The 11707-nt window shown below is 59.0% G+C and carries 11 protein-coding genes; 7 read left to right on the plus strand and 4 right to left on the minus strand.

Features of this window, described 5'->3' with window-relative positions; all coding sequences use genetic code 11:
• From AC1VNY_RS29625 to AC1VNY_RS29635, 3 genes are all read right to left on the minus strand, one after another.
• Window positions 1-375: acetyl-coenzyme A synthetase N-terminal domain-containing protein (locus AC1VNY_RS29625; protein WP_482407834.1), on the minus strand; the 375-nt coding region annotated here is incomplete at its 3' end.
• A 332-nt stretch (window positions 376-707) separates the two neighbouring features.
• A complete protein-coding gene (locus AC1VNY_RS29630) occupies window positions 708-2330 on the minus strand; it encodes an MFS transporter (RefSeq protein WP_482407835.1) in 1623 nt (540 codons plus the stop codon).
• A 14-nt stretch (window positions 2331-2344) separates the two neighbouring features.
• Window positions 2345-3121, minus strand: coding sequence for an alpha/beta fold hydrolase (locus tag AC1VNY_RS29635; protein ID WP_482407836.1), 777 nt, complete (start codon window positions 3119-3121; stop codon window positions 2345-2347).
• A 279-nt stretch (window positions 3122-3400) separates the two neighbouring features.
• Between AC1VNY_RS29635 and AC1VNY_RS29640 the strand changes: the two genes are divergently transcribed.
• A complete protein-coding gene (locus AC1VNY_RS29640; protein ID WP_482407837.1) occupies window positions 3401-4750 on the plus strand; it encodes a sigma-54 interaction domain-containing protein in 1350 nt (449 codons plus the stop codon).
• Window positions 4751-4784: 34 nt separating this feature from the next.
• Here the strand turns inward: AC1VNY_RS29640 and AC1VNY_RS29645 are convergent, their stop codons facing one another.
• Window positions 4785-6467, minus strand: coding sequence for a methyl-accepting chemotaxis protein (locus tag AC1VNY_RS29645; protein WP_482407838.1), 1683 nt, complete (start codon window positions 6465-6467; stop codon window positions 4785-4787).
• A gap of 413 nt (window positions 6468-6880) precedes the next feature.
• Here AC1VNY_RS29645 and AC1VNY_RS29650 point away from each other — a divergent pair, with 413 nt between their 5' ends.
• The 6 genes from AC1VNY_RS29650 (at window position 6881) to AC1VNY_RS29675 (ending at window position 11586) form a co-directional block, all read left to right on the plus strand.
• On the plus strand, window positions 6881-7885 hold the full coding sequence (locus AC1VNY_RS29650) for a CobW family GTP-binding protein (protein WP_482407839.1): 1005 nt from the start codon (window positions 6881-6883) through the stop codon (window positions 7883-7885).
• A 140-nt stretch (window positions 7886-8025) separates the two neighbouring features.
• Window positions 8026-8421, plus strand: coding sequence for a DUF1097 domain-containing protein (locus AC1VNY_RS29655; protein ID WP_482407877.1), 396 nt, complete (start codon window positions 8026-8028; stop codon window positions 8419-8421).
• A gap of 21 nt (window positions 8422-8442) precedes the next feature.
• Window positions 8443-9165 carry a nitrile hydratase subunit beta gene (nthB, locus tag AC1VNY_RS29660; RefSeq protein ID WP_482407840.1) on the plus strand — a complete coding sequence of 241 codons (723 nt, stop codon included), beginning with the start codon at window positions 8443-8445 and terminating at the stop codon, window positions 9163-9165.
• Between the two features lie 10 nt (window positions 9166-9175).
• A complete protein-coding gene (gene nthA / locus AC1VNY_RS29665) occupies window positions 9176-9796 on the plus strand; it encodes a nitrile hydratase subunit alpha (protein ID WP_482407841.1) in 621 nt (206 codons plus the stop codon).
• Between the two features lie 10 nt (window positions 9797-9806).
• The gene (locus AC1VNY_RS29670) at window positions 9807-10124 is read left to right on the plus strand and encodes a nitrile hydratase accessory protein (protein ID WP_482407842.1); all 318 of its coding nucleotides are present in this window, start codon (window positions 9807-9809) and stop codon (window positions 10122-10124) included.
• A gap of 460 nt (window positions 10125-10584) precedes the next feature.
• Complete coding sequence (locus AC1VNY_RS29675; RefSeq protein ID WP_482407843.1) at window positions 10585-11586, plus strand: GlxA family transcriptional regulator; 1002 nt, start codon at window positions 10585-10587, stop codon at window positions 11584-11586.
• Window positions 11587-11707: the final 121 nt, after the last annotated feature.

The following is an 11707-nucleotide window of genomic DNA, read 5'->3' on the forward strand; positions in this document are numbered from 1 at the left end:
CTTGCAGACTTCGTCGTGCAGCTGGCGGTAGGTGATGTGCTTGGATTCGGAGGGATCGTCGCCCTCCCAGATGATCGCGGTCTGGTCACCGCGCTTGTCGAGATGGCGGTCGATGCAGTTCCAGGCGACGTTCAGCACGCCATCCTCGAACCATTTGATCGAGATGTTGCCCGGTGCGAAGGAGACGTTCTCGACCTTGGTGAAGGGCTTGATCCAGTCGATCCGCTTGCCGTGCTCGGCCCAGAAGCCGTTCGGGTCCTTGACCGAGTGCGCGTACATCTCGCGATATTTGGCGTCATTGACACAAGCGCGCTTGGCCCGGTCGGCCAGCACCGAATAGACTCTCTCAGCGGCAGTTCTGTTCTCTGCGCTCACCGAACTTCTCCAATCATCGTGCGGTAAAGCCTTTCGAGCACGACCGCGTTCTTCAACATCGTTAAGGCCGAACTCAAGTCTAACGCTGACTAACGCCTCGAGATCTGAGTATCCGGGACATAGCGATCGGGCCCCTTGACAATTCAGCGGAAAAAGGGGGCCGCCACCGAGATAGCGGCGGCCCAGTCCAGTCTGGGGAGATTGAGCAGACAAGCCGGTCTGCCAGCGGATCTGACGCAGTGCGTTGGTGGTCGAATGCCATCTTCCGCTCTGATGCTCCGAACCGGCGAGTGAGATATCTCGACCTCGCCGGCCGCAAATGACCCGCACAATCAAGTATTGATGTCTTGACCACGGGTTTCCGGAAGCAACAGAGCTCCGACGATCGCCGTTAAACCCGCGAACGCCACGGTGTACCAGAGCCCACCGAAAATGTTGCCGGTCCCAATGACAACTGCGGTTGCCACAAACGGTGCGAATCCGCCGATCCAACCGTTACCGAGCTGGAGTGCAACGGAGACGCCGCTGTAGCGGATACGAACAGGAAACAGTTCGACCAAAAGGGCCCCCAGTGGTCCGTAGACCATTGTCGCCAGGAACACCAAGGCGAAGAGGATCGCCACGACCATGGGTCCGTTGGGTTCAGCGGGTGTTTTGGCCGACGGCAGCCCTTTGTCCGTCAACACTTTCAGAAGCTTCGCATCATCGAAGCCGGTGACAGTCTCGTCGCCAACCTGGATGTTAAGTGACGCAGAATCCGCCTTCACGGCATACGGAACTGCACGCGCGGTCAGAAACGCCTTCGCCCGTGTGCAGTCCTTCGTCGCCTGAGGCTGGAAGAGCTGACCGGCCAAGGATTGATCCTCGCTACAGTCGTTACCATGAATCACCACTGAGGTCTTGGCGCGGAATTCGGCAAGCGCTGGATTCCCGTAAGTCGCCAAACCTTGGAACAAGGGGATTATCAGCACAGCAGACAAGGCACACCCTATCACTACGATCCACTTGCGCCCGACCTTGTCGGACAGCCAGCCAAACAAGAGAAAGAATGGCGTTCCGAGAGTGAGCGCGACCAGGAGGTAGAAATTGGCCTGGTCCTGGCTCATCTTGAGCGTAGTGGTCATGAAATAGAGGCTGTAGAAGTGGCCCGTGTACCAGATGACCGCCTGACCAGCCACAACTCCAAAAATGGCGACGAGCACCAGCCGCAGATTACGACCGTCGGCAAATGTATCGGCGATCGGATTCTTCGAGCCCTTGCCCTCGGCCTTCATTTGCTGGAACACCGGTGACTCGTGAAGCTTGAGCCGGATGTAGAGCGAGAGAAGCAGAAGGCCGATCGATCCAACGAACGGAACGCGCCACCCCCAACTCGCGAAACTTTCCGCTGACATGGATGAACGGCACAAAATGATCACGAGCAGCGAGAGGAACAGTCCGAGAGTCGCCGTGATCTGGATCCAGCTCGTTGTGAAGCCTCTCTTGTTCGAATCGGAGTGCTCGGCAACATATGTTACTGCTCCCCCGAATTCTCCGCCGACGGCAAGTCCTTGCAGCAGACGCAAGCCGACCAACACAGTCGGAGCCCACCAGCCGACGGTCTCGAATGTTGGCAGCAAGCCAACCGCCGCGGTCGCGAGACCCATCACCAGCATGGTTACGAGAAAGGTCTTCTTGCGGCCGACAAGATCGCCGAGGCGTCCGAATACCACCGCGCCAAACGGGCGAAGGACGAAGCCCGCTCCGAATGTTGCAAGCGCAGCCAGCAACGCAGCCGTTTCATTCCCCTTCGGGAAGAACAGCGTGCTGAAGAACGCTGCCAGAGAGCCGTAGATGAAGAAATCATACCATTCGAAAACCGTACCAAGGGCGGCCGCGAAAATAATTCGCTTGGTGCCGCGATCGAGATGGCTGGAAGTGCGTTCGATTTGTGAACCAATGGTGTGAACTGACATTCTGTCCTCCCGGATCAAACGCTGCGCTGCGAATGGGATGTCGCTTCGTCCGTCAGCCGTGGCGGCAACAAGCCCTGTCGGGCCAGGAAGTCGCCCAGCAAGCGGTTGAAAGCCTCTGGTTGCTCTAGCATCGGGAAATGACCCGCCCAGCGCACGCTATGAAGCTGACTATTGGGGATCCCCTTAGCCAAGGCCTGTGACTCACTTGGGGGAGTGATGATGTCCTCTTCGCCGACGACGACCAGCGTCGGCATGACGATCCTTCCGAGCGTGCCGCGAGTATCTGACGCATTGAGCGACGTAATGGCCTGACGTGCCACGAAGGCAGGCGTCTGCGTGACTTCGGTCTTGGCGAAATCAACAAGCGCTGGGCCCGCAACAGAACCAAAGGATCGTTCGATGACCTTTTGGTTTGCCGCCACCACCCCCAGATCGTCGATGGCCTTGAGAACGTTATCGACGTTGACGTCGGCGCCCAGTCCGTGCGGCGTGGCCCCGACCAGCACCAGCGCCTTTACACGCTCGGGATAGGCGAGCGCGAAGTTCTGCGCGACGGTGCCGCCCATCGAGAGCCCGACCAGAACTGCCGATTCAATCGCCAACGCGCGATACACCTTCAGCACGTCCTCGACGAATGCATCGATCGTGTAGCTTCGGTCTTCGGGACGTGGCGAACGGCCGTGACCAGGCAGATTGATACGAACCATCTGATGACGGGCAGAGAACGCCTCTACCTGCTCGCGCCAGAACTCCGCCGTTGTCGTGAAGCCGTGCACGAACACCAGCGGCATTCCTTCTCCCGACACTTGCACGACGGTGTCCCCGATTGTGGTGGTCCTGATGGACGTCATTTGTCTCCTCCCGAGTTCATTCTCAGTCAGGAGAGTTCGCAAGCGCTGTGCCACTTCGCCGCTCCGTCGCGAGCTGTCGCATAACTCATTTATATTGTTACGTAATTTCATCGATCAGCGTTCGGTGCTGCTATTTGACGCCGGCTAATCGTCTCACTATCGTATCAATTACGTGACGCTCGCGTCGCATTTTAGTGACACATCGAGGACGAGGTCATCATGGTTCTTTCAGAGTGGATTGCAGGCTCTACGGAGGAAGCCGGCTTTCTGAGGCTTGTCCTTGATCACGTCTCAGATTGCCTCGTTGCAGTCGATACTTCAGGTACCGTCGTCCTGATCAACCAGCCGTACTGCAGACTCCTGGGCGGCGTTGCGGATGACTTCGTTGGCCGACACATCACCGATGTCGTGGGGGCACAAACCAAGCTTCACCTCGTGGCGCGCGGAGAAGGAAGTCACGTGGGCTACCCTTTGAAGGTGCGCGGCCATCAATTGATAACTAGACAGGTTCCCGTCCTTCAGGACGGCCGGATCATTGGCGCGGTTGGCCTCGCACTGTTTTCGGACCTCGGCACCCTTAAGAGAACGTTCCGGCGGGCCACGCAAGCCGAGTTGGCTATGCCCCAAGGCAGTAAGTCGTGGCGCTCGCGATTCAGCATGAGCGACATCGCGGGCCAGGGCGAACGTATGGATGCCTACAGAAACTCACTCGAGGTTGTCGCAGCGCACGATCTTCCGGTGTTGATCACGGGAGAAACTGGCTCCGGCAAAGAATTGGCCGCCCATGCCATCCACGCCCATTCAAGCCGATCCGAGGGCCCCTTCGTCTGGATCAATTGCGCTTCGATTCCGAGCGAACTGATTGAAGCCGAGCTGTTCGGCTATGAAGGCGGCGCATTCACGGGCGCACGCAATCGCGGGAAACTCGGGAAGTTCGAGTTGGCTTCCGGAGGGACCCTGTTCCTGGACGAAATCGGAGATATGCCGCTGCACCTACAGGGCAGCTTGCTCCGTGTTCTCCAGGCCAGCGAAATCGTGCGCGTTGGCGGCACGACGCCGGTTGCCGTGAATACCCGCGTCGTCTGCGCTACGAATCAATCGCTTCCCGAACTCGCGCGGGCAGGCCGTTTCAGGCAAGACCTCTACTATCGCCTCGGCGTTCTACCGATCGACGTTCCCCCCCTTCGCGATCGCGAGGACATCGAATTTCTCGCCAGAATACTGCTGGCGCGGATCGCGGTTCGGCTGAGCGCGGTGAAGACCACTTTGGGCCGAAGAGAGATCGCGTCGCTTCTTGCACATTCGTGGCCCGGCAATGTTCGCGAGCTGGAAAACACGCTGACCCGCTTCGTCGTAACCGGGCGATTGACATTGTTCTCAGCGAATCCGCCGTCGAAACAGGACGAGGATGCTGCGCCTCAGCGGCTCAAGCAGCGCATCCAGTCTCAGACGGTAACAGAGATCCGGACTGCCTTGGAGCAATCTGACGGTAACAAGCGACGTGCGGCTGAACTGTTAGGTATCAGCCGGGCGCACCTCTATCGCCTTATGAAAGAGCAACGCCTTTAGCCTGGAACCGTTCGGCGCTCGACCGCGATCCGTCTCATGCCGCCCTGACACTCGCGACGAAACCGCTGACCTCGTCCTGCAACAACCGTAACTTGCCTGTCAGACGCGCACTGGACGCGAGGACGGTGCCCGCCACCTCTCCCGTTTCTGACGTTGCGGCGTTGACGTCCGCTATGTTCTGTGAGACGCGGTTCGTGCCGGACGCCGCGTCCCGCACGCTTTGGGCGATAGCCTTCGTCGCGACGCCTTGCTCCTCGACCGCCGAGGCAATCGAAGACGATATCTCGTTGACCTCGGTTATCGTCGCAAGAATGCTCTGAATGTTGTCGACGACGGATGACGTCTCGGCCTGTATCGAGGAAATTTGCGTGCCGATCTCCTCGGTCGCCTTGGCGGTCTGTGTCGCGAGCGACTTCACCTCGGCAGCCACGACAGCAAAGCCCTTTCCGGCTTCGCCAGCACGAGCGGCCTCAATCGTAGCGTTCAGCGCGAGCAAGTTCGTCTGAGCCGCTACCTGGTTGATAAGCCCGACGACCTCACCAATCTTGGAGGCCGCAGCGGCAAGCCCCTGCACGGTCGCATTGGCGCGCTGCCCGTCGCAAGCAGCCTTATCGGCGACTTGGGCCGCCTGCGTTACGCGACCGCTTATCTCGTTGATGGAAGCCGACAGCTGGCCAGCGGCGGACGCAACCATCTGCACGTTCTCGGAAGCCTCGTGACATGCGTCTGCGACTGAATTCGCTCGTCCATTGGCATGGTCAGCGCTCGTTGACATGCTCTCGGCGGCTTTCTGCATTTCGCTTGCCTCGCCGAATACCTCCCGCACCATGCTTTCAACACTCGCCTCGAACTTGCCGGCAAGTTCGACCATAATCCTGCGTTTGTTTTCGTCCGCGCTTTTCTTCAGCCTCTCCTGCTCGCTGTGCATTTTACGAACAGCAGCCGCATTTTCCTTGAACACACGCAAGGCCCGGGCAAGACTTCCGACCTCGTCCTGGCGCGTCGTGTACGGCACCTCGAAGCCGTCCCGGCCTGATGCAAGCTTCTCGGTAAGAGAGGTAATGGTGGTAAGCGACCGCGTCACGGTGCGGCTGATTGCCAAGGAAACGATGATTACGAGGACGACTACAACAAGGCATAGCCAGGCGAACGTCCAGGCAGTCTGTCGGAAGATTGCATCGACGTCGTCAAGATAGATGCCGGTCCCGATAATCCAGCCCCAGGGTGCAAACCTCCGGACATAGGACAGCTTGGCAACCGGCTGCTCGGAGCCAAGCTTGGGCCAGAGATAGCCGTAGAAACCGGCGCCCTGCCTTTGCACCAACTCAACAAAGCCCCTAAAGAGATGGTTGCCTTTTGGATCCTTCAAGTCTCCGACTGGCTTGCCGTCGAGTTCAGGCTTGGCCGGGCTCATGATCATGTTCGGAGCCATATCATTGATCCAGAAGAACTCGACCTTGTCGTAGCGCAGTCCCTTGATCTCCGAGATTGCAGCGGCCTGAGCCTGCTCGCGTCCCAGCCTTCCCTCAACTACAAGTTTTTGATAGTGCGCCAGTATTCCATGGCCGACATCGACCATCTGCTGGATCTTGGCTTGTCGATCCACCATCATCTGACTGCGGATATTATATAGCGCAATCGAGACCAGGGCGATCATGCCGGCAAGCGCGACACCGATGATGACAAGGAACTTAGCTCTCAAACCGCGAAACAACATGGGATTCTCTCGACGAAACAATCTTCGCCAGACTGTCCCGGCCCGCTTACCGGACGTTTAAGTATCGCCGTCCTACCGCGATCGCTGCACGATCTTGACGCTGTTTGGCAGAATTTGCACGCTGGCCAAAGTTACGTTTGCCCATTCTCTCCTCCGCCTAACTCAGCTCTGGCCGAGCTCAATTTCGGGACCGACGCCGTAGCAGACGTCGCTCACCGCGAGTCGGAACCAAGCGAGAGCCGTCCTGAGTTTCGCGGCCCAGTGCCGTACGTTTAGGCATGTTTGAAGCACGATTGGGCAACGACACTCCAAATCGCATCGCCTTCGACCTGATTGGCCGGATTCGCGCGCTCCGGAACGTTGTCTATTCGCTCCTCGAAACCTAGCCTCCGGCGAACGATAGGAGGAACGAGATGGCGCTTGATACTTCGCGAAAAATTCCGGTCACTGTTCTGACCGGCTTTCTCGGGGCAGGCAAGACGACGCTGCTAAATCAGTTGCTATCGAACGACCTCCTCGCGGATACCGCGGTTATCGTTAACGAGTTTGGAGCCATCAGCATCGACGCCGAGCTCGTCGTCGGCGTCGATGAAGAGGTTCTCCAGATCAACAACGGCTGTATCTGCTGTACCGTGCGAAGCGATCTCGTTTCGACGATCACCAACCTTATCTCCGGAAAACGACCGATCCGCCGCATTCTTATCGAAACGACTGGACTGGCTGATCCGGCGCCCATCATTCAGAGCTTCATCGTGGACGAAGTTCTTTCAGCCGCCACAACGCTCGACGCGGTCGTTACGGTGGTCGATGCTGTCCATATCGAGCGATGGCTTGCCGATCAGAGTTCCGAGGAGAACGTCGCAGCCGAGCAGATCGCTTTTGCCGACGTCGCGGTAATAAGCAAGCTCGATTTGGTCGACGGAGGCGGCTTCGCCAGATGCGAGGCCACTATTCGAGCCATCAATCCGATGGTGCGAGCCGTTGGAGCAATCAATGGCCATGTTGATGTCGCTTCGATCGTCGACGTCAAGGCGTTCGACCTCAAAAACTGCCTCGCCATCGAACCCCTGCTGCTCTCCGACCTGGAGCACGAGCACGACTTGTCGGTCGTCAGCGTAGAAGTCCGCGAGGAGCTTCCCCTTGACGGCCCGCTGTTCTTCCGCTGGCTGAACGCCTTTGTTCAACAGAACGGCGAAACTTTGCTGCGCTGTAAGGGTATCCTCTCGCTGGCAGGCGAGGCGCGACGCTGGGTTTTCCACGGCGTTCACATGACGCTCGAAGGCCGTCCTGGGCGTCCTTGGGCCGCGAGCGAGCTCCGCACCAGCGCGATTGTCTTCATCGGAAAAGGGCTCGATCCAGCTCGAATTCGTAGCGAGCTGTCCAGCCTGACCCGGCCAGGGACAAGTCTCGTGGCCTAGCCGCTCCGTTTAATCATTCTGCAATAGGGGAAGACCGAGATGACGCCATTACTTGCCTTGACGACAAGCATCGCCGCGCTCTGCGGCATCGATACCTATCTCACCGGGACCATTCTGCCCATCCGGTCTGGGTCACGTTCATTGCGTGGGCTTCGTTCTTTGCGTGTGGTGGAGGGGCAGCCGGCTTCGTCAGATCGATCGCCTCGAACGCGGTCGGGATCGTCATTTCCATCCTCTGTCTGCTTGCCATCGCGGCTTTTCCAAACTCAGCGGCATTCGCCGGGCTTTGCGTCGCTCTTGGGAGCGGCGCAATGATTCTGGCCTCCTCCCACCGCGCGCTTGGATTTCCGCCGGCGATCGTTTTCGGCTTCGCCTCGACGGTCGGAACCGTGGCTGCCACAGGACACTCGATCACCGACGCGGGCATCGCCAATCCGGCCTTGATCGCGGCATTTTCCATGCTGGTCGGGGCCACTTTCGGTTTCGTGTCCGAGAAGTTTGCCGACATTCTGGCCGCGCGCCGGGCTGTGGCTTGATCAACCTGAAGGAAAGCAGCCATGAAGTTACAGCACTACCTCGGAGGTCTGGAAGGCCTCGATCCCATCGCGCTTGAAACACGGGTTTTCGTGGAAGCCTGGGAAAAGAGGATCTTCGGCATCCATACAGCGATGATGGCGCTAAGCCCGCAACTTGACCTTGAGGCGACGCCAAGCACGTTCAAGACGACATGGACTTGGGCCGATCTGCGTAAGGGCGCAGAGGGGATGAACCCCTTCGACTACTTCAAGTACCGCTACTACGAGAAGTGGCTTGGAGGGATATCGGGGTATTTCGTCGCCAAGGGATACATCACGCAGGCCGAACTCGACGCCCGCACCAAGGAATTCCTTGCCTCACCTCCGGTGATGCCGAAAGGCGGCGACACTGGCGTGGATGATCGTGTGCGAAAATATCTCTTGATCGGTGACGATCCGAAGCGGGAGCGGAAAGCTCCGCCCCGGTTTTCGCCGGGTGACGCCGTCCGCGTCGCCGATCCCAAATCAGTCGACCACACGCGCCTGCCTGGTCACCTCAGGAACAAGCCCGGTGTCATCGATAGCGTCTATCACGACGCCTACACCTACCTCTGCGACATCGGCCCCGACGGAATCGGCGACGCGATGCCGGTGTATTGCGTCAAGTTTGATCCCGAAGTCCTATGGCCGGGCAACACCGAGAAGAACTTCACCTTCTATGCGGACCTCTTCGAGGCTTACCTCGAACCCGCGATCGCATCCTGAGGAGCCAACCATGCAACGTTTCGAATATTCCAAGGACCGCGAGACCGAGAATGAGGCGCGCGCACGCGCGCTGGAGGCGCTTCTCATCGAGAAGGGCGTCATTACGAACGACACGGTCGACAAGATCATGACCATCTTCGAGACCGAGATGGGTCCCTTCAACGGAGCCAAGCTTGTTGCAAGAGCATGGGTCGATCCGACCTTCAAGAAGCTTCTCGCTGAAGACACCATGGCTGCGGTCGAAAGAATGAACTTCGTCACCAAGGGCGCCGGCGCAGAAGGTGAGCACATGAAGGCCGCAATCAACACGCCAGACGTGCACAACCTCATCATCTGCACTCTTTGCTCGTGCTATCCCTGGCCGGTCTTGGGTCTCCCGCCCTACTGGTATAAGGACCCATCGTTCCGGGCGCGGGCCGCGCGCGAACCGCGGAAAGTGCTGAGCGAGTTCGGTCTTAACATCGATCCGGCCAAGGAGATCAAGACCTGGGACAGCAGCGCGCAGATCCGCTGGTTCGTCGTTCCGGAGCGGCCCCCGGGCACCGACGGCTTCAACGAGGAGCAGCTCGCAGTCCTCGTAACGCCCGAATCGATGATGGGCGTCGCCATCGTGAAGCCGCCAGTTCCCTAAGAGTTCGACGATGCAGACGAACTTTGAGCACTTTGCCTTGGGAAGCATGTTGGGGAAACCCGACATGCCGCCCAAGGACAATGGAAGCCTTTGCTTTGGAGCACCGTGGCAGCGCCAGGCATTCGGCATGGCGCTGGCGCTTTCAAAGCAAGGTGTGTTCGAATGGGATGACTTCCGCTCGGAAATGATATCAAGCATCGCCGCGTGGGAAGCCACGCACGACAAGGCCGACCCAAGCTGGGACTACTACGGGATCTGGCTTACCGTGTTGGAGCGGATGGTCCAGCGATCGGGCTTAGTGGTCACATCGGGCGAGCCGGCTTCCTAGGCGCTCCCTCGGTCGGTTTGGCCGAAGAACCAATATCGAAGATGGCGTGCGCCTACTTGGGCAGGTTCCACGACCGAGAGGACAACCCACCGGCTCGCGTCTTCTTACCTTCTTCTATACGGTCCCAGGTAATAGCCGGCCGCCCCCCCGCTTCGAGGTCGGGTCCGCCACCGTATTTGCACGGGCAACGGTCCGCCCGCCTGTTCTGGCTCGCTCCGTCGATTGCCCGACTTCAGCTGAGATGATGTATGCTTGTGCCCTACCGGCTTCGCGCGAGCATGGCTCGGTGCGACCGCTAGTACGGGACCGACAGGGCTAACCGACCGTCCATGTGCAGCTTGAGATACGCAAACCGTTGCGATGAGTCCGATTGTTGCGCAATTTTGGCCGAAAGTGACGCATCGACAGCAAACACGCGGAACGCAAGTTGCGAGAAATTTGGGCCCACTGAGGATTATTGATGCGCATCGCATTGCTTGCTCCGCCAGGTGTTCAGTCCCTCGACATCGTCGGCCCGGCCGAAGTGTTCTGGGAAGCGGCTAGGCGGCTCGGAGACCCGAACGCCTACACCGTGCAAGTCATAGCCGGCTCCACGCATCCCGTGCTTGGAACTGGTGGGCTTCGTTTCCTGGCTGACCGTCACATCTTCGAACCCGACGAGCCGATCGACACGCTCCTGGTCGGCGGCGACCCTTCATTCGAAACGATTGATCCGGCAATTGTGCAGTGGCTACGCCGACGCGCCCGCACTGTGCGCCGGCTCGGCTCCGTCTGCACGGGCGTCTTCCTACTCGCTGCAGCCGGCTTGCTTGCGGGCAAACGGGTCACAACGCACTGGGAATGCGCGGCGCGTCTACGGGCCGAGTATCCAAATCTCGATATTGACTCCGATCAGATTTTTATCAGGGACGGCAATCTCTGTACCACCGCCGGGGTGACCGCCGGAATGGATCTCGCGCTGGCGCTAGTCGAGGAGGATTATGGTCGAGACCTGGCGCTAATCGTCGCGCGCTATATGGTCATGTTCCTGAAGCGCCCCGGTGGGCAGTCACAATTCAGCGCGCATCTCGCTGCGCAAATGTCCGGGAAAACCAAGATCCAGTCGGTCCAACAATACGTCCTCGACAATCTCGGAGGATCGCTCTCGGTGGACAATCTGGCCGAACAGGCCGGCATGAGCATCCGAAACTTCACGCGAGTGTTTCGTCAGGAAATGAATATGACGCCCACCGAGTTCGTAGACGCAGCAAGGCTGGATGCGGCCCGGCTGCTCCTCGAAGACAGCGGAAAGTCGTTGCAGCAGATCGCTATACGCTGCGGCTTCGGCAACGCCGACGGCATGAGGCGAGCATTCATCAGAAACCTTGGCGTTGGCCCCGGCGAATACCGGCTTAGGTTTCGGAGTGCATGGGCCGGTACCGATCACGTCCCGGTGGGCCATTCAACGCCCAACAGGCCATAAACCGTTCAGAACTAGCTATCACACTGGTCTTCGCCTTTAGGTGAAACGCGAGAGCGTGCGTTCGCGCCGCGTCAGGTTGGAACGGCGCCCCCCTTCTGCAACCCGTCATCTCCCGACGCCC

This window comes from Bradyrhizobium ferriligni (assembly GCF_056837965.1).

Coding starts and splice junctions, on each gene's coding strand:
- AC1VNY_RS29630 (WP_482407835.1), bottom strand. CDS start 2,330: ATGTCAGTTCACACCATTGGTTCACAAATCGAACGCACTTCCAGCCAT.
- AC1VNY_RS29635 (WP_482407836.1), bottom strand. CDS start 3,121: ATGCCGCTGGTGTTCGTGCACGGCTTCACGACAACGGCGGAGTTCTGG.
- AC1VNY_RS29640 (WP_482407837.1), top strand. CDS start 3,401: ATGGTTCTTTCAGAGTGGATTGCAGGCTCTACGGAGGAAGCCGGCTTT.
- AC1VNY_RS29645 (WP_482407838.1), bottom strand. CDS start 6,467: ATGTTGTTTCGCGGTTTGAGAGCTAAGTTCCTTGTCATCATCGGTGTC.
- AC1VNY_RS29650 (WP_482407839.1), top strand. CDS start 6,881: ATGGCGCTTGATACTTCGCGAAAAATTCCGGTCACTGTTCTGACCGGC.
- nthB (WP_482407840.1), top strand. CDS start 8,443: ATGAAGTTACAGCACTACCTCGGAGGTCTGGAAGGCCTCGATCCCATC.
- nthA (WP_482407841.1), top strand. CDS start 9,176: ATGCAACGTTTCGAATATTCCAAGGACCGCGAGACCGAGAATGAGGCG.
- AC1VNY_RS29670 (WP_482407842.1), top strand. CDS start 9,807: ATGCAGACGAACTTTGAGCACTTTGCCTTGGGAAGCATGTTGGGGAAA.
- AC1VNY_RS29675 (WP_482407843.1), top strand. CDS start 10,585: ATGCGCATCGCATTGCTTGCTCCGCCAGGTGTTCAGTCCCTCGACATC.